The organism is Pontibacter silvestris, assembly GCF_020907275.1.
GTDB classification, from domain to species: Bacteria; Bacteroidota; Bacteroidia; order Cytophagales; family Hymenobacteraceae; genus Pontibacter; species Pontibacter silvestris.
In genome coordinates this window covers 59,000-78,254 of record NZ_JAJJWI010000004.1, presented here as the reverse complement: position 1 = coordinate 78,254, position 19,255 = coordinate 59,000, and the positions used below count along the sequence as shown (strand labels likewise).

The following is a 19,255-nucleotide window of genomic DNA, read 5'->3' as shown; positions in this document are numbered from 1 at the left end:
ATCAATTAAAAAGGAGTTGCTTGCTGCAGCTCCTTTTTAGTTTTACGCGCCAGACTTGCGAAACCTTACTGCTTTATAAACCTTGCTTTGATGATAGATGTCATATAATCAAATACTTCTACTGTTTCTTTGTCGTAGGTAAATGTTTTGTACTCGTCGGCGTTGGATTGCATTACCCGGCACCCATTCTCAATCATCATAAAAACGAGTTCACGTAACCGGTAAGGGTGTCCGGCTACGTTTAGCATGCACACAGCGTCACTGCTTTCCACTAGCAGAAACATGTGCTGCACTTGGTTTACATCTTTCATTACATCTTGTTCAGACATAGGCTCTATATTACTGCGTTTTGTATAGAGCAAAACAATAGTCAAAAAAGTGCCTTCTCAACTAATATTTTGGCACACGCCACGCAAAAACTTTACATACTTCAACTGAGCCTTGGATTGCTTAAATTCTAGTCTAATGCCAGTTTATTGAGGTGTTTTAGTAAAGTAAGCTTTAACAGGAAGAAGTATTGGGCAATAGGGGTAGAGCAGGAGCAAGCTAGACATAAACAAGAAGTCAGTTAACAATCAGTGTCTATTCAGAAGAGCTTGTACTTGAATGAGGCGACAACTGTTAAACAAAGCTGTATCAGCTGTAGAACAAAAGCAACCGGATGAGAGATGGTGAAATGGGGTCTTATGTAGTTACCTGCGTGGATGCTCTTTGCGCCAGCCCACGACAAACAGAATTAACCAGACGGAGTAAAAAGGAGTTATAACAGAAGGAATAAAAGGGTCTACTATAACAAACAGTGTTAACTGTAGCAGAACACTTACTATAACTCCAATAACAGCTATTTTGTAATATTTATTTCTTTTAAGCATACCCTACTATACGCAAACATGCATGTATGATACCCGGAACAGAAATCTTTATTCAGCAAGCGCTTTGGGCCAGTACAAAAAATACCCGGCTGTTATGGCCGGGTATTCATAATCCTGAATGCTTCCGCTCTTGATATATCTTTTTCAAGAATCAGCGGAGGATCATCTTTCTTTGCTATAACCAGCGTATAATTGTTGCTGGCGTCCTGATAATATATAACCGTCGTCAGATCTTCATAGCCAATGCTAAAGATCTTCCGTGTCCTTTCTCTGTGAAAAAAGTTATAATTATCTAATTTTATGTTCCTCAATAACCTCATATCCCTACTGTCTTCTGGTATTTTAACGGTATTAAGCAACCACTTTGTTTCAAATATAAAAGTTGTTCAATTACTTTCTTATAATATTCATACAAAAGTAGCTTCATAATATATAATATAGTATATATACATGAAACAGCTCTTAAAGGTTATATTTACTTTACTATAAAATGCTTACGCTCATGCTTAATAAGCATAAGAAGTATACATAGTTTAATGTTAATTAAAAACTACATAAATTTTAGTGCAATTATATAAGATGAACAATAAAACAGATGAAGCTTTAGCAGCTTATACCATAGCAGAAATTACTACCTTAGAGCAAATGGTTGCACAGTATGAACTTATCAGGATGTTAAACCCAGCTATGTCGGCAGAACGTTATGAGATGCTGCTGCAGGGCATGCTGCCAAATGGCTATAGGATGGTTGGTGTTTTTAACGACAGCGGCACCTGCATAGGCTTATCCGGGTTCTGGATAAACACCAAATTATATAGCGGGAAGTATCTGGAGGTAGATAATTTTGTAGTACATGAGGCTTATCGTGCCCTTGGCCTGGGTAAATTACTCTCTGACTGGATGCTACAAGAGGCAAAAAACCACTGTTGTGAAACTGTAATGCTGGATGCTTATGTTACTAACAGCAATGCCCATAGGTTCTACTTCCGGGAAGGGTTTCACGTTAAAAGCTACCACTTTTACAAGAGCATCTAACTAATGAATAACAGCAAATTTATCTGGCTGGTCTGGCTTTTCTATTTTATTGTATTTGAAGTAGTCGTGTTTTTCGGCCTCCAATATTTGCTATCAGGTATGGGAGTAGACTACCAGTACCAACCAGAGAATACAGTAGTGCCAAACTGGGTTAAAGCAGTAACATTCATTCTTTTATACATTTTATGCTTATTGTTCGTTGTAATGATGATAAGCAACTTTGTTCCTGGCAAACACCGAAACCACCTTATGCGATGGGTATACCTGGCACTAATTGGTATGGTAGTTATGTTGTTTTTACTTTTTAACTAAAAATTGGCTAACTAAAAGGCCAAGCATTTTTATAATTTTATGAGAAGGAGTATTTATTTGCTGTTGTTCTGCCTTATGGGCGCAACAACAGCCTTTGCCCAAACCGAACCTGAGCAGAACCGCACTGGCAGGTACTTTATACAACTACAGAATGGCGAAACCTACTATGCCAATAAGCTGCAGTATAAGTCGCCAATATTTAAGTCTAATCACTTTTTGCTTGATGATTCCATAAAGATCAACCCAAGCTTTGTTAACGTGTATGAAAATGATGAGGGGTTCTTTGCCCGTATAGACAGAGGCAGCAGCTATGATGCCTTTGCCAAACGGGTTTTAGACGGCCCACGCATCGATAAGTATTACACCTCCCGCACCGTTTACGATAACGGCTATGGTTACTCTCCATACGGGTATGGCTACGGAGGCTACTCACCTTTTGGCTTTGGAGCAGGCAGTAGCAGGCGCCGTATCTATTTCTTTTCGAAGGACAACGGGCCTCTTTATGAACTGAATTACAATAACCTAAGCGAAGTGCTTTCTGACAACGCTGCAAGTATGGCGCTGCTAAATAAGCATAAAAGGTCGCGCCTTGTTAATACCGGAGTTTCTATAGTTGGAGCAGGCTTACTGGCAGCAGGGGCTATCTCTTCTATAAATACTTCGCAGGGTGGAGACGGAGGAGGATTCCGTGTTTCACCGGCAATGTATGCCGGAGCAGGTGTTTTAGGCTTACAGTTTGTGGTAAATCTGTTCCAGAAAGATAAGCTGACACAGGCAATGGAGGTTTATAATTATCAACTAAAACAATAAGTTATAACACCTGATTTACAAAAGCCGGAGCAACTGTAGTTAGCTCCGGCTTTTGTTTTTGTACCACTACTTAATCTAAAATAGGTTAACTTTAAATGCTACTAACAAGAATATTCTGTAGTATATTAGTGAGTATCCCTAATGCCACTTTTACCCCCTTATGTTAGACTATCTTAAACAATTAGCCTTTGGCTGTGCCTTAACAGCCTGTTTTGCTTCCTGCACAAGTTCTGAGCCAGCTTTCGGAGAACGAGGTTATACAGAAGAGGGTAAAGCCTCTTATTATAGCCGTAAACTTCAAGGTCATAAAATGGCTAATGGAAAGCCTTACAGGCGTGGTAAGCTTACAGCTGCACACAAAACTTTGCCTTTAGGTACTAAAGTAAAAGTCACTAACCTGAAAACAAATAAGGTTGTAAAGGTAAGAATTACTGATCGTGGCCCATTTATCAGAGGACGGGTTGTAGACCTGTCTGAGGCTGCGGCAAAGCGTTTAAACTCTATAAAAGCAGGTGTTGTACCAGTAAGAGTTCAGGTAATAAAGGCTGCCAGCACCAGTAAATAGTCTTTATGTTATTAAAATAATATCTTATTGGTACTTAGGGTATTACCGCTTTTATAGCAAAAACTATATTATACAAAATATCCTAACATTTTGTTGTTTTTTTAAATCCAGAAAATTAAATTTGGAACATGTTAAAACTGTGGCAATCTGTTCGGCTTTTGGTACCTGTGATAGCAGTTATGCTGTTATGCTCCTCTTTTGTGCCTAATGCAACCACTGCATGCAAGGACATCAAGGCTTGCACCTGCACAAGAACCCAGACGGTTTTAACAACAGCTACACAGGATAAAGCTCCTGCTAAGAAAGGTAGGAAATCTGTTTTGGATGCAGATGTCCTCGATCATCCGCTGTCTTTCTTTCAGGATTCCTTTGCTGAAGAAGCTGAATCCGGTGTAAGCGAGCATTACAGAACTTTAATGCTTACTGTAAAAACGCTTGTTGCCTCTCTTCTTTCCACTATTATTTAGGCACAGTTTCCGTTATTGTCTGCTTAGCAAGACCCTGCTGTATACCAACTAACCAAGTGTGAGCTACTCTAACGTTGGCTTTCTTTCTACATTCCGGATAATTAACTTGCTTAAAATGCTTTTCAGAAAGCAATGTAACCTACAGCCATGCCTCAACACGAAAGTAAAATATGCCCCAGATGTAGCCAGCCCTTTGAATGCAAGGTTGGCTCTATTCTGATTTGCCAGTGTAGTAGCGTTAGGTTAAATGATGAGGAGCGTTACCACTTAAGCAAGCTTTATACCGACTGCCTTTGCGCCAGTTGTATAAAGGAAGTACAAGCAGAGTATCAAACACAGCAATTCCAACACAGATCGAAAAGCTGATTAAAGTGTTGCGCATATAAAGCAGCAAGTTTTCGTTTACATAAAGTCGCCGAACAATGCCAGCAGAAGTCCTAGCAGCGTAGCCACCAGTTTATTTCGGTTAAAGCGGTGGTCAGGACTTGTCTCAAAAAGAATAGTAGTAGAAATGTGCAGAAAGTTACCTGCCACCAGTCCGGTAAGGACTGTGTAAAGCATGCTATCCGGTGCCTCCTGCGGCAGTAAGGTATTACTTACAATAATACCCAGGGGGGAGCCTACAGCAAAAATCAACAGCCACGAAAAGGCCTTCCTGAAGTTTTGCAGCCTAGAGATCAATACGGACATAAGGGCAAAAGCAGCAGGCACATGGTGCAGCGTTACCCCCAGCAACACCAGATAAAAGTTGCTTTCAGCATGAATATGCCCGGCTGAGTGTTGAGAACTCCGATCTATCAGTATACTTCCTTCCAGAAAAGAGTGCACAAATAACGAGCCCAGCAGCAGATAAGGCATAGAACTAACGTGATGTCCGGGGTGCGTGTGAATATGCCCATGCTCCACTCCGTGAGAAAGTAACTCAAGTACCAGTTGCAGAAAAAAGCCTGCCAACACCCAATACCCTACTACGTGTGGGTCACTGTTGTTAAAAAGAACTTCAGGCAGCAGGTGTATAATAGTGATAGAAAACAGATAGGCTCCACTAAAGGATAAGGCCATCTTTAGCCACTTTGCATTATCAGGCGGAAAGGTTTTTACCAGGAACCCTGAAAGCACTACTGCAAAAAACAAAACAAGAATAGCAATGATCATTTGCAACCGTTATTTCTCTTTGTAAAGATCATATGGTTATTCTCTTCACGTTTATAAAAGCTTATGAAATCTTTAACTCCTAAACCCACCTTACAACAAACCCACTCTTAACGTCACTTGCAGGCTATTCACCAATCGGTGGACCACTTCTTCTTAAGAGAACTGCTGTAAAGCAATTAGCCGCAGGTAAAATGGAAGCAAGCACCAGATACTTACCTTGTTTTACTACCATCACATCACCCTGTAAAAGCAATATTGTTGCAAATATAGCTGATTAATTTCAACTTGCTGTATATGCACAAGTAATACAGCCTTTACAGAAGCTATGTAGCTGCCTGTTAGGCACAAAAAAGCCTGCCACTGCTATACTGCAGTGGCAGGCTAATAAAAAATTAATGCGCTTAGTGCTGTAAGGTACCCATGTCTGCAGAGTTTGTTTCTACCTCCTCTGAAACACTGTCACCGGGCTGAATGCTGTTACCACCTCTCATATGACCTGGCATATACTCTTCTTTCTCAGATTCGCCATGCACATCGTTTACTTTACCGACATTATGAGTGTTACGTGTTCCTGGCTCAACATAGTCAACCGATACTTTTACATCTGGACGATAGTCAGAAGGAGTACCGCAAGAGGCCATAAACAATCCGCATACGGCGGCAAAGACTGCTAATACGTTCTTATTCATTTTTAACTGATTTTATACTTTACATTTAGGAGCCCGCTTGCCAAGAAGCAAACAAAGCATTATCAATTAATTATTTACGTTCTTTTAACCTGATCAGGTTGTGGTGCTAAGCCAACAGGTTCTTGCGGCGTAACAGGCTCTCCATCAGCTTAAGGTCATTTGGGCTGTTAAATATACGGAAAGGCAAGTGCAAAAATATAGGCACCTGAAAAGTTCGGGCTAACCACCCTTTAAACCCGCCAGGCATCTGGCTCTTATCCGGTGCCTGTAACCACATTACAAAAGCATCATTATCACGTTGAGCTTTCTCTATCATGTCCCAAGACAGGTTCATTCCTTCACGCTCGTTGCGCTTCAGCAGTATCTGGCGCTGATCTATCTCATAAGACAGTCTTTCAAAAAACGGGTTGGCCTGTTCTACCTGCGTTACCCCCATTACCTGAGCAGAACGGAACAGCACAAACAGCAATGTTACAACTACAGCGGCGGCCACCCACCACCAGGAAAAGCTAAAAGCAGCAGGCAACAACAGCAGTACAAATGGAATGAGGGCATACCACCAGTCGTGCTTCCATACCTGGGTAAGTGCCATGCTGGTGTATAATTTCTTATCGAACTGATACTTTTTTGTGCGGATTGCCATAGGGTTTGCCCCCTGCGCTGCCCGGTAACCTCTTTGATTTGGTTGCTGCATAAACTATTAAACTATCAAAAAACTTTCTCTGCTAACATTCTACCACCTCTTTTAACCCCTGCAAACAGAGCTAACACGGCAGGCAATTTACTGCCTTTACCCTAGAGGCTTGCGGCAAAGGTACTTTAAATTAAAATGCCTTTAAACTCAGGTCTAAACTTTTGGTAGAATGCGTAAGCGCACCCACCGAAATAAAATCTACGCCACTTTCTGCTACGGCACGTATGGTTTCCTCCGTTATGCCACCCGATGCCTCTGTTTCATAACGTCCGCCAATCAGGGTAACAGCCTCCCGCATCATATCCGGGCTCATATTATCAAGCATTATTCGCCTAACGCCTCCTGTGTCTAAAGCTTCCTGCACTTCTTCTAGTGTACGCGTTTCTACTTCAATGCGCAGGTCTTTTCCTTTTTCTTTCAGATAATTTTGTGTAGCTGTAATAGCTTCGCGTATGCCTCCGGCATAGTCGACATGGTTATCCTTCAGAATAATCATGTCAAACAACCCAAAACGATGGTTCGCGCCGCCGCCAATCAAAACAGCCCACTTCTCCATCATTCTGAAATTTGGAGTTGTCTTACGGGTATCCAGCAGCTTAGCGTTAGTGCCTGCAATTAGCCTGGTAAGGTAGTGTGTGTATGTAGCAATGCCGCTCATGCGCTGCATGCAGTTCAGCACCAGGCGCTCAGCGGTAAGTATAGACTGCGCCTTGCCTTTTACGGTAAAAGCCACATCACCATACTTCACAATTTCTCCATCCTGCAGCGTTACCTGCAGTTGCAAATCAGGGTCAACGGCATTAAAAATATAACCAGCCAATTCAACACCAGCCAGTACACCCTCGCCTTTTACCAATAGCCGGGCCTGCTTCCGGGCATCTGCCGGAATAGAGGCCAGCGAAGAGTGGTCGCCATCGCCAATGTCTTCGGCCAGTGCCCGCGAAATAAACTCGCTTATGCTTTGTTCTGTAAGGTATGTCGGTTTCACACTGCAAAAATAAAAAAAGGCTCGGTATAAACTCCGGGCCTTTTTAAAAATCTCACTATTATTTATTTAATCTCTGATAAAGTTCATAGACTGTATCAGGTGTTTCCCATCTGCTTCTTTCATTCTTACCAGCACCGTATAAGATCCGGTTTTAGAGGTATAGGTGCCAATAGCATACTTCTGACCCTTATCAGAGGCTCCCTGGTGGCTGTAAGAAAAATCTACCGGAGTATTTTTACTGAAGAAGTTTTTCATCACAAATTCAGCCTGTGTATTGCTGTAGCTTGTCGGCTCGCCACTTTCCAGCGCGATCTCTACTACACTGCTAAAATTACGTGCAAGATCTTTAGAAGAGCCAATTTTAATAGCAGATTTTACACTATTCATTACATCGCCCTGTGCTACAGCTTTATCCGCTGTAAAGAACATAGCTACTAACAACAAAGAAAATACTACTGTAACGTGTCTAAATTTTTTCATACTGATGTTTGTGATCTTGTTCGTTTAGTAGCTAAAACTATGCCAAGACCCAGTAAGTAGAGATAGATAAAAATTTATCAGCTATAAAGTTAATAGTATTCCAGAATATAAAAAAATACTGATATACTTGTGCAACAGGCTTTCCAGATACGTTGTTACAACCTTAATAAGCAAAAGAGAGTAGCGCTTATATATAACTATGGTTAAAATTTATCGGGAGCCACTAACACATATCAATCATCATCCGGCTTTAGAAGATTATACCTATATTTGCGACATGGATAAAAAGGTACTTTTAGTGATTTTGGATGGATGGGGCTTAGCCACGAATCCAGAAGTTTCGGCTATACAGGCCGCCAACACTCCTTACATTGACTCAATATTACAGAACTACCCACACACTAAGCTAGAGGCCTCCGGCGAGGCTGTAGGTTTGCCAGAGGGGCAAATGGGCAACTCTGAAGTAGGCCATATGAATATCGGTGCTGGCCGGGTAGTGTACCAGGACCTGGTACGCATTAACAAAACAATTGCTGAGCGCAAGCTGGCGACTATGCCTGCACTAGCCAATGCTTTTGCTTATGCCAAAGAACAGAAAAAGCCGGTTCACCTGATAGGTTTACTGTCTGACGGCGGTGTACACTCGCACATAGACCACCTGAAAGCGCTGTGCACCGCAGCCAATGACCAGGAGCTGCGTGAGGTGTATATACATGCTTTTACTGACGGACGCGATACGGATCCTAAAGGTGGCGTAAAATATATTAATGAACTGGAGGAGCACCTGGAGAATACAACCGGAGCAATTGCCTCTATTATAGGCCGTTACTATGCCATGGACCGCGACAACCGCTGGGAGCGTGTAAAACTGGCTTATGACCTATTGGTGAATGGTACAGGAACTCCATCACAAAACCTGATTAAGTCTATGCTGGAGTCTTACAATTCCGGTGTAACAGATGAGTTCATACAGCCAATTGTAAAGGTAAACGATGCACAGGAGCCTATTGCTACTATAAAAGAGGGCGATGTGGTGATCTGCTTCAACTTCCGCACAGACCGTGGCCGTGAAATAACGCAGGCACTTACACAGCGGGATTTCCATGAGCAGAACATGCATAAGCTGAACCTGCGCTACATTACCATGACCAACTACGACGACTCTTTTGTAGGCGTTGAGCCAATATTTGACAAGCCAAACCTTGATAACACACTTGGCGAAGTGCTGGCTAAAGTTGGCAAAAAGCAGATCCGCATTGCTGAAACGGAGAAATATCCACACGTAACGTTCTTCTTCTCCGGAGGTCGCGAAAGCGAATTTGTAGGGGAGAAACGTTTGCTTTGCCCTTCTCCGAAAGTAGCCACTTATGACCTGCAACCAGAAATGAGTGCTTTTGACATTCGAGATGCTATTGTACCTGAACTGGAGCAGAAGACGGCAGACTTTATTTGCCTTAACTTTGCCAACCCAGACATGGTAGGTCATACAGGAGTGTTTGAGGCAGCTGTAAAAGCCTGCGAAACAGTAGACCAGTGTGCCGAGAAAGTTATTACAACTGCTTTGAACAATGGATATGATACCATTGTGATAGCAGACCATGGTAACGCTGACTTCATGATAAACTCAGATGGCACACCAAACACAGCGCATACGACTAGCTTGGTACCATGTGTGCTGGTAAGCAGCGATTTCAAAGGAACTTTACACCCAGGTAAGCTGGGAGATCTTGCCCCGACTATTCTTGAACTGATGAGCATTCCTCAACCAGAGGAAATGAACGGTATTTCGCTTATTGATAAACAGTAGCCATTGGCTAAGTATAAAATTATATTACTCTTCGGCCTGCTATGGGCCACAACAGCTTGTGAGAGGCCAGCTCCGCCTGTATCTGCCAAGGCGGAGACCTCTTACGACCTGACTTCCTACCTACAGGAACAAGAGCAGCGCCTGCAAGCTGAAAAGCCTGTGGTACTGAAATCTGTTCAAACCAAAGGCAAGCCCACCGAAACCATTAAAACGCGCGAACTGAATTGGGAGAGCGAACTTTCTGTTTTCGACGAAGTAGACTTAAACCGCCCTGCTCTCCGCGATTATTACACAAAACAGGAGCAAGTACTGGAAGATGGCAGCACACTTATAAAGTATAGTAGAACAGAAGACGCAGAGGCACCCGTATCATACCTCCAGCTTCAGCTTAGCCCTGAAAAGAAATTAACACATCTTGAGGCACTTATTCAGGATAGAAATGTTCTATTTTATTCAAAACGCAGGATAAATTTAGAAGCTAACGCTGTAAGTGGAGATATCTCCAGCTACCACATTTCAGGAGTGCAAAAACTGGTATTTGGAGATTCTTTACGCTACCTGATAGACGCAAGGTTATAATTCTGAACAACTACAAACAACATAAGTTGTTGCCTCTTAAGCTTTAAAGCAGAATATTATGTAGCTTTAGCCGTTATGTCTTAATCCTGTACTTTATGTATTTACTACGGTTTTAACATGCGTGCCTTTTTGCTTTTTGCTTTTCTGCTTATAAGTTTCGTCGGCTTAGGGCAAAGCCCGACGAACACACAGCCACTACAGGGTGGAAGTCGTTCGTGTGGCACAGAAGCCTATATGGAGCAGCTGAAACAGCAAAATCCGGATTTTGAACAGCTTCAAGAGAAAATAAAAGCCACTGTACAACTATCCTTAAAACAACAGGGGCAAAAGCAACACCTGCGCCAGCTTACTGAAGTAGTCACTATTCCTGTGGTTTTTCATGTTGTGTACAATACCTCCTCAGAAAACATCTCTGACGAGCAGATACTTTCTCAGCTGCAAATCCTTAATAATGATTTCAGAAGGTTAAATGCTGATACTGTTAATACGCCATCTTATTTCCAACCTTACGCTGCTGATACCAGAGTAGAGTTTTGCCTGGCAGCCATAGACCCTAACGGAGACCCGACAACAGGCATCACACGTACCCAAACCAGCAAAACCTCTTTCAGTTATATTAAAGATGAGGTTAAGTCGGATAGTGAAGGGGGAGTAGATAATTGGGACCCTACGCAATACCTGAACGTCTGGATCTGTAACATTAGCAATAATATATTAGGTTATGCTACATTTCCGGGCGCACCTGCCAATACGGATGGTGTAGTAATACATTATAACGCTGTTGGTTCGCCTCCTGCTAACAGGTATGAATGGAGTTATAACCTCGGCCGCACTGCCACCCATGAGATCGGCCACTGGCTTGGCTTAAATCATATATGGGGAGCTGGTTCCACCTGTAATGACTCTGATGAGATTGAGGACACACCCAACCAGTTGGAGGAATCCGTTGATTGCCCTGAAGGCATTGTTGTTTCGTGTGATAACGAACCATATGGCAACATGTACCAGAACTTTATGGATTACACCAACGATGCCTGCATGAACATGTTTACGCAAGGGCAGGCTGCTTATATAAATGCTGTTGTCAACTCTTCCCGCAACTCTGTAATCAACTCTCTCGCCTGCTCAGGCATTCTACGTGCTGATTTCAGCACGGCTGTAGCCAGCGACACACTAACTATAGCAGGATCGACTGTTGTTTTTGCAGACTCTTCTGAGGGAGCGCGCCCAACTGCATGGCTTTGGGAGTTTGAAGGAGGCATACCGGCTACATCCACTGAGCAAAATCCCAAGGTTACTTATCCTCATCCTGGTGAGTATAATGTAAAGCTTACGATCTCTAATGAGCGCATGAGTAGTACAGAGCTAAAAGAAGCTTACGTACAAGTTACTGTCAAGGACCTGGTAATATATCCTAACCCCGCCTCAGATTACATTACCATAGAACAACCTGCACGCATTTATGTACACCATGTACAACTGGTAAACAGCGTAGGCAAAGTTGTTTTAGACGCAGAAGTTCAGGACCGTGTACTACAGATGGATGTGCACCATTTAGCAGCGGGTATTTACTTCCTTCGCCTCACCAGCACCAACGGTACTTCTGTAAAGAAAGTAAGTGTGGTAAAGTAGGAGAATCTAACTTGAACTGATTGAGTAAATAGCTAAGTTTTTTTTGCAGGGCACCCTAATGAAGCCACTCCTGTTCCTGCTGCTACTAGTTCCCTTGTAGCGTAACCACTACAGTACGTTTAGAGGCATGGTTGCGGTGCTCACACAGGTAAACGCCTTGCCAGGTGCCCAGGTTGAATTTTCCGTTCGTGATGGGTACTGTAACCGACGCCCCCAGTATAGCCGCTTTTAAGTGAGCAGGCATATCATCTGAGCCTTCTAAAGTATGCCGGTAATAAGATTGGTTCTCCGGAACCATGTGGTTGAAATGGCTCTCAAAATCCTGCCGTACTGTTGGGTCTGCATCTTCATTTATCGTTAAGCTGGCAGAAGTATGTTTGATAAATACATGTGCCAGCCCTACATTAATATCTTCCAACTCTGGTAATTGTGCCTCAATTAAGTCTGTAATAAGATGGAAGCCTCTCTTAACTGCTGGTAACCTTATTTCTTTTTGATGCCATTTCATAGTTTAATCTTAAATAACTGAATGTAGGATAAGTGAATATTATTTCATTTTTAAATTGAGAGTTGTTCTCAATTTGTCAATCTATTGTTCTTTCAAGCGCTCCTATATCAGGGTTTGTAGTGCTTCTGGTCTGGCCTTTAAAGTCTTTTAGCACCTGCAGCAGCACTTTGGCTGCTCCATTTGCCGGAGATAAAGTATCTAGGCTGAAATCAAGCTTACCTATAGCTTTAAAATTTGGTTCTACGTTTATCAGATTTCCATTCTGGCTAAACTGTTCCTGGTGCCTTTCTGTCCGTAGTATATTATTTGCCACCTCTATAGCTGCAGAGGCAGGCTCTATCAATACCTCATCTTTGGTTCTGTAACTATCAGAATAAATAATAGAGTTAACCAATCGTAATTCAATAGGCTGGGCTTCTACTTCTATATCTGGTATAAAATCTGTTACAACAAAAGCCGGTGTGTCACGAACCAACCTGCTGTTGTAACTGGCAATGGTCGTGTATAGCACCTCGTATTTACCTCCGCCCAGGCCTCCAAAGCCATACTGCCCAAAGTTATGGATAAGCGTGTTCACCACTTTAACATCCGAAGTGAACCCTATAATACCATTCAGGTAACTATAGGCTATTTCACAACCTTCTACTAAAGTACCAGCCTTGCCTGGGTTGCCGACCTGTAGGCCATTAATAGCATTGCTGATAGTAGCATAACGGATAATATTATTCTCACTCTTTGTTAAGACATAAATGCCTTGCCACTGACCAGGTGCAACTACATATTCCGGTTCGCGGCGGTAGCCGCTAAATACCACCCGCTCATCTGGTGTACCCTCCACAACTAAGCGCCCGTTTACCAACAGAGCAGCTTTAGTACTGGCATAAATGTGTGTTCCCTTTTCTATCGTGAGTGTGGCACCTTCTTCCACCAGTACAGTATCCAGCAGCACATAAGGCTTTTCGTTTGTCCAGGTGGTGGTACCAATGCTGCTCTTACGGTAGAAGTTCGCATTCTGCCCATAGGCAACCATCTTTACGTTTTGCTCATTACCATTGGTTCTAAAAAGGATAGAATCAGCCACCAGAAAAGGCAAGTTCTCCTGTGTTGGATTAATGTTCACCTTTACCAGCACATAAAGACTATCCTTGCCACGCAGCTCCAGGCTGTTTACCAAAGAGCTTTGCACACCATTTATTATCAGGTTATAAGAAGATGAAGCAGATCCTGCCAAAGCGATTTCGCTGATGCGCACAGCTCTTTCGTTTGGGTTATAGACTTTAAGTCGCTTAGTTACACTGCCCTGGCTTACAAACACCGTATCAAACAGGAGCGTATCAGCCGAAAACTCCAGAATAGCATCAGGGTCTGTGGTAACGATTTCCTCTTTTGGCTCACAGGCAAACATAGAAAGGAGCAGGGGCAATATGGTTAGTAGGTATTTCAATATGCTACTTCTGTAACGTTATAATGTGCTGTTGAAAAAGAATTTTGCTGTTATCTATCAGTATAAAAACAGTAAAGCGCTCTTGTTTACAAATAAAAAGGATACAGTGATGGCTGTACTGGCCTTACTGTATCCTTATATATTTTGCCGATCACAGCAATAGAGTTGAGTTATGCTGTAGCGCCTTCTTTTAGTCTTTCAGCGTTTTCAGCAATACGAAGCTGTTCAATGAAGTCACCAATCTCACCATCCATTACAATAGGCAGGTTATAAACTGTATAGCCAATGCGATGGTCTGTTACACGCCCCTGAGGGTAGTTGTATGTACGGATTTTGTCTGAGCGGTCTCCGCTACCTACCATACTCTTACGTTGAGCACCTTCCTCTTCCTGCTTCTTAGCCAGCTCTATCTCATAAAGGCGTGAACGTAATACCGCCAATGCCTTATCGAAGTTCTTTAACTGCGATTTCTGGTCCTGGCACTGCGCCACAATACCCGTAGGAATGTGCGTCAGACGTACGGCAGAGTAAGTGGTGTTTACAGATTGTCCTCCAGGCCCGGATGACATAAAAAGGTCTTTACGAACATCGTTCATATCAATTTCTACATCAAGTTCTTCCACCTCTGGCAGCACTACAACCGAAGCAACCGAGGTATGAATACGCCCTTGGGTTTCTGTAGCAGGAACACGCTGCACCCGGTGTACACCCGACTCAAACTTTAGCTTACCATACACATCTTCACCGGATACACCCACAATAATTTCTTTGTAACCACCTGATGTACCTTCTGTCGCATCAATCAGCTCCATACGCCAGCCCTGTTTTTCTGCAAGGCGGCTGTACATGCGGTACAGATCTCCGGCAAAAATAGAGGCTTCGTCGCCACCAGCACCAGCACGAATCTCCATAATAATGTCTTTGCTGTCGTTCGGATCTTTCGGAATCAACAGTTCTTTCAGATGGGTTTCCATTTCTTCACGCTGCGGAATAAGCTCATCCAGCTCATCCTTCGCCATTTCACGGAACTCTTCGTCTTTTTCGGTGGCAATAACCTGCTTGGCATTATCAATATTGCTGAGCAGGTTCAGGTACTTTTTATATTCGGTTACTATTTTGTCAAGATCTTTATACTCTTTATTCAGCGACTTAAACTTCTTCATATCGCTGGCCACTTCAGGCTGGATAAGCAACTGGCTTACTTCCTCAAACCGCTTATTAATGGCTTCTAATTTATCTAACATTGCTATGATCTGGTTTTAAGCTGCAAAGATACAAATTTGGCATTTAGATTTTCTCCTCTAATATGCCAAAGAAATATTTAGCAGCCCTAATTTACTATTTATTATAACTTTAAAGTGTATACTATAGTTTCCGTATCTGCTAGTTTAGCTGTACAACCCATAGTTTACATAAATAAACGTTGTTACCGGGTAACTTTTTTAACGTACTATATATTACTACAGAATATAACATTGTGGCTTAAAAAGCAATATTATGTATGATCTTATAGAAAAACCCTATGAGCTCATAAGTTATATTTATAAGAACTATTACAAAAGTTTGCCTTGAAACTTTTACTTTTGAACCAAGTAAAAATATTCTGAACCTAATTAATTTGATTCATAACCATAATAAAAAACTATGGCCGTTATAAAAGCAACTGATAGCGATTTTAATGATGTTTTAAATGCAAACCAGAACGTAGTAGTAAAGTACTATGCAGACTGGTGTGGTAACTGCCGCTTGTTTTCTCCTAAATTCAAGCGCATGTCTGATGACGAACAGTTTACTAATATTGCCTTTGTAGACGTTAATGCTGAAACCAGCCCAGAGGCTCGTAAATTAGCAGGAGTTACTAATTTGCCATTCTTCGCTGTGTTCAAAGGAGGGCAGTTAGTAGATACTATTGCAGCTAGCAAAGAAGATGCTGTAAGAAGTTTAATTCACAAACTAGACGTATAAGAACATGAAGATACCTGCAATAAAAAAACTAGTAGAAACATATACACTGGACGAACTAATGGCTGCAGAGGCAGCTATTGTAGACGAAGAGCCTATAAGCATTGAAGTAGGAGGCGACGACGAAGGAGAACAGCTTACGCACGTGTTGGCTGCTGTCTGGATTTTGAACGATATGGAAGATAATGGCACAGACTTTAAAACAGCTCTTAGGGAGTACACTAAGAAAGTACGTGTCTCTATCAGCTAACAAAAGCTGTAAAAGTCCTCTAAAACAGAAGCGGCCTGAAATTATAGATTTCAGGCCGCTTCTGTTTTAGAGGTTATGTTTCGAGAAGAAATCTTCTGCCAATTTACCACCTCTCTCTGTACAAATCCCCCTGAGGTAATAAAGAAACATACTCCGGAATACTTCTCCAATGTTATATCGTTCCGGAGAGAAAACCTTTGGGTTCAGCAGTATAAACAGCTGCTCCAAAATTATCTTTGTGACCAACTGTAGGTTAACATCCTTCCTGAAAAAATTCTGAATAATGCCTCTGTTAATAACATTAGACAACTCATGGTAGGAGTAAGTACTAAAATGCTCTGAAGCAATTTGCCAAACCTCCGGGTAGTGCCGCTGCATATCTACATAAAAAAGCGGATTAATATTTTTGAGGGTTTCAAGACCATCTTTCAGCAATAACATTATTTCCTCAACCGGGTTTTGGGCTGTAGCCAGAAGTTCAGCATGCTCGCGCTTTTGCTCTTCCAGATCATACAACAGTACTTTTTTTACCAAGTCTGTTTTATCAGAAAACATCTCTCTATAGGTAGATGGGCTGATTTGTAACTTTCGAACCAATTCTTTTTCAGAATTAGCCTCTATGCCCTCACGTTTAAAAATCTGCAGTACTTCCCCTAATACGGTATCCTGAAATGTCATCCAAATTTTAAATTAATTAAGCTGAGAAATTACTAGCTACGCAATTTTAATTATTTAGATGACACTATTCCAGAACAAGAAGAAGTAAACCAAACCGACTGCATTTACTCTTCTGCTACAGGCACAGGTACAAACCAACAAAAAACAGCAGCTGCACCAGAAACACAAAAGGAGCCATTGGGTTGCCTTTAGCAATTGGCAACCACTGATACAGCACCTGCAAAAGTAAGGCTACACCAAACCAGCCTATAAAATTAGATAAAGGAATGTTGTTACTATGCCACCTCCAGAAGTCATATTCTACTGCCACAGGTTCTAAGAACAGGTCGAGAAGCACCATCAACAAAGAACCTAATACTGCCTTAACAGGCCAGGCAAACTTTGTAAAATCAGAAATGTGACCGGTACTGTAAATGAGTATCAACCAGTTAAGCCCGATAAGCAATGGCACCTCCCAAAGTTTAAGACCTAACGCAGCACCATAGCTGTAGTCGCCGAACAGTAAACCTGTGTGTATGCCCAGCACTTCTGCAGTAAAGCCCACTGTTGCTGCCATAAGCGCAAATAACATAAAGCTCCCGTTCCAGCGCTTATGGAAAGAAAAGAGCAGCACCGCCGTCAGTAACAGGTTCATAGGGGTTAGCTGCTGAAAGTATTCCGGATTATCACTAAAAGCTAACCCATAGAAGCCTACGCTATGGAATATAACCAGCACAGCTACAGACAAGGGTAATAAATACCTCCTCCAGCCGCCTTGTGTTAATGTTGTATTTCCTGAACCTGTTGCTATAGTTTGTGTCTTCTCAGGCATTTTGTTTTTCTGTGTTTGCTTTTGATCCTGTACTAGCAGAAGGCACTAAACCCCCAACAATTTTTGCTGACAACAGGCACAAAGGAATTCCTCCGCCCGGATGTACACTTCCTCCGCAAAAGTACAAGCCTTTTATTTTAGAGCTGAAGTTTGGGTGACGCAGAAAAGCAGCCATACGGTTGTTGGAGCTACTTCCGTAAAGGGCCCCACCATAAGATGATGTACGGCTTTCTATAATAATGGGGTCAAGAACCTGTTCCTGTTCTATCAGCGGCTCTATTTCTGTGCCTAACATCTGGCTTAGCTTACGCAGCATTACTTGGCGTGTATGAGCAGTCAGCTGCTGCCAGTCCTGCCCTTGGTTATACGGTACATTAACCATTACAAACCAGTTCTCTGCACCTGCCGGAGCATCTGCTGCCTCCATTTTAGAAGTGATATTCACATACACAGTAGGGTCGGAGCTGATAGTTTTGCGCTGGAATATGTGCTCAAACTCGCTCTTGTAATCCTGGCTAAAAAAAATATTGTGCAGGTGTAGGCTTGGGAATTGACGCTTAATGCCCAAATAGTAAATAAGGGCTGAGCTGGAACGTGGTTGCTGCAAGGTTTTCTCTGGTGCAGCCTGGTCAGGTAAGAGCTTACGATAGGTGGGCACGATATCCATGTTGCTCACTACTACATCAGCTTTATATATTCCATCAGGTGTTTCCAAGCCTGTTATGCGCTTTCCGGCTGTTGTGATTCTATTTACCTGTTCATTATATCGAAACTTTACACCCAGCTCCTCTGCTAACTTCACCAGACTTGCGGCAATGGCGTAAATACCTCCTTTCGGGTAAAAAGCTCCTAAATTGTGCTCCAGGTGCGGAATTATGTTGAGTGTTCCGGGTGCCTGATAAGGATCAGACCCATTATAAGTGGCAAAGCGATCCAGCAACTGCACAAAGCGAGGATCTGTAAACTGACTTGCATTAACTTTATGCATACTGGAGATAAGGCCAAGGTCTGAAAGACAACTCAAGGCTTTCAGCACATCTACACTTAAGTAAGTATTCAACCGGTGCAAAGACTTCTGCAGGAATGTATCTGCAGTGCCTTTGTACAAACGGCTGCTTTTAGCTAGAGCATTTTGCACCGCCTGCTTAGGCACTCCCAGTTGCTGTTCTGCCTCCTTTGCAAATTGGGCTGCGTCGGCATAGGCTTTTAACCGGCTACCATCGGGCCAGAAGTAGTGTGTGACTGGGTCCAGGCGAATATAGGTAAAATAGTCAGAAGGGGTACGGCCCGCCAGTGTGAACAGCTCATCTACCAGATGCGGCAACGTGAACAACGATGGGCCAGCATCGAAGCGGTAATCTCCGAGCCAAAACTCTTGCATTTTACCTCCAAAGGTATGGTTGGCTTCAAACACAGTTACTTCATAGCCTTTCACAGCCAGACGTATAGCTGCGGCTATTCCTCCAATACCTGCTCCTACTATAGCTGCTTCTGCCATTCTTATTCTATTACTATTT

General features: G+C 42.5%; 24 protein-coding genes. 11 read left to right on the top strand and 13 right to left on the bottom strand.

Annotated elements, in window-relative coordinates:
• Window positions 1-65: 65 nt before the first annotated feature.
• Window positions 66-329, bottom strand: a complete 264-nt coding sequence (locus LN995_RS04875; RefSeq protein WP_229958938.1) for a hypothetical protein — start codon at window positions 327-329, stop codon at window positions 66-68.
• Window positions 330-692: 363 nt separating this feature from the next.
• Window positions 693-872: a hypothetical protein gene (locus LN995_RS04870; RefSeq protein WP_229958937.1), complete on the bottom strand. Its 180-nt coding sequence runs from the start codon at window positions 870-872 to the stop codon at window positions 693-695.
• Between the two features lie 579 nt (window positions 873-1,451).
• Here LN995_RS04870 and LN995_RS04865 point away from each other — a divergent pair.
• The 6 genes from LN995_RS04865 to LN995_RS04840 all read left to right on the top strand — a co-directional run bounded on the left by LN995_RS04865 (window position 1,452) and on the right by LN995_RS04840 (window position 4,427).
• The gene (locus tag LN995_RS04865) at window positions 1,452-1,907 is read left to right on the top strand and encodes a GNAT family N-acetyltransferase (RefSeq protein WP_229958935.1); all 456 of its coding nucleotides are present in this window, start codon (window positions 1,452-1,454) and stop codon (window positions 1,905-1,907) included.
• Window positions 1,908-1,910: 3 nt separating this feature from the next.
• Window positions 1,911-2,219, top strand: coding sequence for a hypothetical protein (locus LN995_RS04860; protein WP_229958933.1), 309 nt, complete (start codon window positions 1,911-1,913; stop codon window positions 2,217-2,219).
• Window positions 2,220-2,258: 39 nt separating this feature from the next.
• On the top strand, window positions 2,259-3,029 hold the full coding sequence (locus tag LN995_RS04855; protein ID WP_229958932.1) for a hypothetical protein: 771 nt from the start codon (window positions 2,259-2,261) through the stop codon (window positions 3,027-3,029).
• Between the two features lie 160 nt (window positions 3,030-3,189).
• The gene (locus LN995_RS21850) at window positions 3,190-3,594 is read left to right on the top strand and encodes a septal ring lytic transglycosylase RlpA family protein (RefSeq protein WP_262910409.1); all 405 of its coding nucleotides are present in this window, start codon (window positions 3,190-3,192) and stop codon (window positions 3,592-3,594) included.
• A gap of 128 nt (window positions 3,595-3,722) precedes the next feature.
• The gene (locus LN995_RS04845) at window positions 3,723-4,061 is read left to right on the top strand and encodes a hypothetical protein (protein ID WP_229958931.1); all 339 of its coding nucleotides are present in this window, start codon (window positions 3,723-3,725) and stop codon (window positions 4,059-4,061) included.
• 147 nt (window positions 4,062-4,208) lie between these two features.
• Window positions 4,209-4,427, top strand: a complete 219-nt coding sequence (locus tag LN995_RS04840) for a cysteine-rich CWC family protein (RefSeq protein ID WP_229958930.1) — start codon at window positions 4,209-4,211, stop codon at window positions 4,425-4,427.
• 36 nt (window positions 4,428-4,463) lie between these two features.
• Here LN995_RS04840 and LN995_RS04835 read toward each other — a convergent pair whose 3' ends face one another.
• The 5 genes from LN995_RS04835 to LN995_RS04815 form a co-directional block, all read right to left on the bottom strand.
• Window positions 4,464-5,216, bottom strand: a complete 753-nt coding sequence (locus LN995_RS04835) for a ZIP family metal transporter (RefSeq protein WP_229958929.1) — start codon at window positions 5,214-5,216, stop codon at window positions 4,464-4,466.
• A gap of 401 nt (window positions 5,217-5,617) precedes the next feature.
• Entirely contained in the window at window positions 5,618-5,905 is a 288-nt protein-coding gene (locus tag LN995_RS04830) for a hypothetical protein (protein WP_229958928.1), read from the bottom strand.
• Window positions 5,906-6,011: 106 nt separating this feature from the next.
• Window positions 6,012-6,599: a hypothetical protein gene (locus LN995_RS04825; RefSeq protein ID WP_229958927.1), complete on the bottom strand. Its 588-nt coding sequence runs from the start codon at window positions 6,597-6,599 to the stop codon at window positions 6,012-6,014.
• A 130-nt stretch (window positions 6,600-6,729) separates the two neighbouring features.
• Window positions 6,730-7,587, bottom strand: coding sequence for a carboxylating nicotinate-nucleotide diphosphorylase (gene nadC, locus LN995_RS04820; protein ID WP_229958926.1), 858 nt, complete (start codon window positions 7,585-7,587; stop codon window positions 6,730-6,732).
• Window positions 7,588-7,653: 66 nt separating this feature from the next.
• Complete coding sequence (locus LN995_RS04815) at window positions 7,654-8,067, bottom strand: DUF4783 domain-containing protein (protein ID WP_229958923.1); 414 nt, start codon at window positions 8,065-8,067, stop codon at window positions 7,654-7,656.
• A gap of 277 nt (window positions 8,068-8,344) precedes the next feature.
• On the opposite strand from LN995_RS04815, the gene gpmI reads away from it, so the two are divergent.
• The 3 genes from gpmI (at window position 8,345) to LN995_RS04800 (ending at window position 12,085) form a co-directional block, all read left to right on the top strand.
• Window positions 8,345-9,874 (top strand): 2,3-bisphosphoglycerate-independent phosphoglycerate mutase, encoded by a 1,530-nt coding sequence (gene gpmI / locus LN995_RS04810; RefSeq protein WP_229959276.1) that lies wholly within the window; start codon window positions 8,345-8,347, stop codon window positions 9,872-9,874.
• 3 nt (window positions 9,875-9,877) lie between these two features.
• The gene (locus tag LN995_RS04805; RefSeq protein ID WP_229958921.1) at window positions 9,878-10,453 is read left to right on the top strand and encodes a hypothetical protein; all 576 of its coding nucleotides are present in this window, start codon (window positions 9,878-9,880) and stop codon (window positions 10,451-10,453) included.
• A 117-nt stretch (window positions 10,454-10,570) separates the two neighbouring features.
• Window positions 10,571-12,085 carry a M43 family zinc metalloprotease gene (locus LN995_RS04800; RefSeq protein ID WP_229958919.1) on the top strand — a complete coding sequence of 505 codons (1,515 nt, stop codon included), beginning with the start codon at window positions 10,571-10,573 and terminating at the stop codon, window positions 12,083-12,085.
• Between the two features lie 85 nt (window positions 12,086-12,170).
• Here the strand turns inward: LN995_RS04800 and LN995_RS04795 are convergent, their stop codons facing one another.
• The 3 genes from LN995_RS04795 to prfA all read right to left on the bottom strand — a co-directional run bounded on the left by LN995_RS04795 (window position 12,171) and on the right by prfA (window position 15,281).
• Window positions 12,171-12,593 (bottom strand): secondary thiamine-phosphate synthase enzyme YjbQ, encoded by a 423-nt coding sequence (locus LN995_RS04795; RefSeq protein ID WP_229958917.1) that lies wholly within the window; start codon window positions 12,591-12,593, stop codon window positions 12,171-12,173.
• A gap of 76 nt (window positions 12,594-12,669) precedes the next feature.
• A complete protein-coding gene (locus tag LN995_RS04790; RefSeq protein WP_229958915.1) occupies window positions 12,670-14,037 on the bottom strand; it encodes a hypothetical protein in 1,368 nt (455 codons plus the stop codon).
• A gap of 170 nt (window positions 14,038-14,207) precedes the next feature.
• On the bottom strand, window positions 14,208-15,281 hold the full coding sequence (gene prfA, locus LN995_RS04785) for a peptide chain release factor 1 (RefSeq protein ID WP_229958913.1): 1,074 nt from the start codon (window positions 15,279-15,281) through the stop codon (window positions 14,208-14,210).
• Between the two features lie 400 nt (window positions 15,282-15,681).
• On the opposite strand from prfA, the gene LN995_RS04780 reads away from it, so the two are divergent.
• Both LN995_RS04780 and LN995_RS04775 read left to right on the top strand, forming a co-directional pair.
• Window positions 15,682-16,002, top strand: a complete 321-nt coding sequence (locus LN995_RS04780) for a thioredoxin family protein (protein ID WP_229958910.1) — start codon at window positions 15,682-15,684, stop codon at window positions 16,000-16,002.
• 4 nt (window positions 16,003-16,006) lie between these two features.
• Window positions 16,007-16,249 carry a DUF6952 family protein gene (locus LN995_RS04775; protein WP_229958908.1) on the top strand — a complete coding sequence of 81 codons (243 nt, stop codon included), beginning with the start codon at window positions 16,007-16,009 and terminating at the stop codon, window positions 16,247-16,249.
• A 66-nt stretch (window positions 16,250-16,315) separates the two neighbouring features.
• Here the strand turns inward: LN995_RS04775 and LN995_RS04770 are convergent, their stop codons facing one another.
• From LN995_RS04770 to crtD, 3 genes are all read right to left on the bottom strand, one after another.
• Window positions 16,316-16,927, bottom strand: a complete 612-nt coding sequence (locus LN995_RS04770) for a TetR/AcrR family transcriptional regulator (protein ID WP_229958906.1) — start codon at window positions 16,925-16,927, stop codon at window positions 16,316-16,318.
• Window positions 16,928-17,042: 115 nt separating this feature from the next.
• The gene (locus LN995_RS04765) at window positions 17,043-17,738 is read right to left on the bottom strand and encodes a carotenoid biosynthesis protein (RefSeq protein ID WP_229958904.1); all 696 of its coding nucleotides are present in this window, start codon (window positions 17,736-17,738) and stop codon (window positions 17,043-17,045) included.
• On the bottom strand, window positions 17,731-19,236 hold the full coding sequence (crtD, locus tag LN995_RS04760; protein ID WP_229958903.1) for a 1-hydroxycarotenoid 3,4-desaturase CrtD: 1,506 nt from the start codon (window positions 19,234-19,236) through the stop codon (window positions 17,731-17,733). The genes LN995_RS04765 and crtD overlap by 8 nt, the downstream gene beginning before the upstream one ends.
• Window positions 19,237-19,255 lie beyond the last annotated feature (19 nt).

Coding starts and splice junctions, on each gene's coding strand:
- LN995_RS04875 (WP_229958938.1), bottom strand. CDS start 329: ATGTCTGAACAAGATGTAATGAAAGATGTAAACCAAGTGCAGCACATG.
- LN995_RS04870 (WP_229958937.1), bottom strand. CDS start 872: ATGCTTAAAAGAAATAAATATTACAAAATAGCTGTTATTGGAGTTATA.
- LN995_RS04865 (WP_229958935.1), top strand. CDS start 1,452: ATGAACAATAAAACAGATGAAGCTTTAGCAGCTTATACCATAGCAGAA.
- LN995_RS04860 (WP_229958933.1), top strand. CDS start 1,911: ATGAATAACAGCAAATTTATCTGGCTGGTCTGGCTTTTCTATTTTATT.
- LN995_RS04855 (WP_229958932.1), top strand. CDS start 2,259: ATGAGAAGGAGTATTTATTTGCTGTTGTTCTGCCTTATGGGCGCAACA.
- LN995_RS21850 (WP_262910409.1), top strand. CDS start 3,190: ATGTTAGACTATCTTAAACAATTAGCCTTTGGCTGTGCCTTAACAGCC.
- LN995_RS04845 (WP_229958931.1), top strand. CDS start 3,723: ATGTTAAAACTGTGGCAATCTGTTCGGCTTTTGGTACCTGTGATAGCA.
- LN995_RS04840 (WP_229958930.1), top strand. CDS start 4,209: ATGCCTCAACACGAAAGTAAAATATGCCCCAGATGTAGCCAGCCCTTT.
- LN995_RS04835 (WP_229958929.1), bottom strand. CDS start 5,216: ATGATCATTGCTATTCTTGTTTTGTTTTTTGCAGTAGTGCTTTCAGGG.
- LN995_RS04830 (WP_229958928.1), bottom strand. CDS start 5,905: ATGAATAAGAACGTATTAGCAGTCTTTGCCGCCGTATGCGGATTGTTT.
- LN995_RS04825 (WP_229958927.1), bottom strand. CDS start 6,599: ATGCAGCAACCAAATCAAAGAGGTTACCGGGCAGCGCAGGGGGCAAAC.
- LN995_RS04815 (WP_229958923.1), bottom strand. CDS start 8,067: ATGAAAAAATTTAGACACGTTACAGTAGTATTTTCTTTGTTGTTAGTA.
- gpmI (WP_229959276.1), top strand. CDS start 8,345: ATGGATAAAAAGGTACTTTTAGTGATTTTGGATGGATGGGGCTTAGCC.
- LN995_RS04800 (WP_229958919.1), top strand. CDS start 10,571: ATGCGTGCCTTTTTGCTTTTTGCTTTTCTGCTTATAAGTTTCGTCGGC.
- LN995_RS04795 (WP_229958917.1), bottom strand. CDS start 12,593: ATGAAATGGCATCAAAAAGAAATAAGGTTACCAGCAGTTAAGAGAGGC.
- prfA (WP_229958913.1), bottom strand. CDS start 15,281: ATGTTAGATAAATTAGAAGCCATTAATAAGCGGTTTGAGGAAGTAAGC.
- LN995_RS04780 (WP_229958910.1), top strand. CDS start 15,682: ATGGCCGTTATAAAAGCAACTGATAGCGATTTTAATGATGTTTTAAAT.
- LN995_RS04775 (WP_229958908.1), top strand. CDS start 16,007: ATGAAGATACCTGCAATAAAAAAACTAGTAGAAACATATACACTGGAC.
- LN995_RS04770 (WP_229958906.1), bottom strand. CDS start 16,927: ATGACATTTCAGGATACCGTATTAGGGGAAGTACTGCAGATTTTTAAA.
- LN995_RS04765 (WP_229958904.1), bottom strand. CDS start 17,738: ATGCCTGAGAAGACACAAACTATAGCAACAGGTTCAGGAAATACAACA.
- crtD (WP_229958903.1), bottom strand. CDS start 19,236: ATGGCAGAAGCAGCTATAGTAGGAGCAGGTATTGGAGGAATAGCCGCA.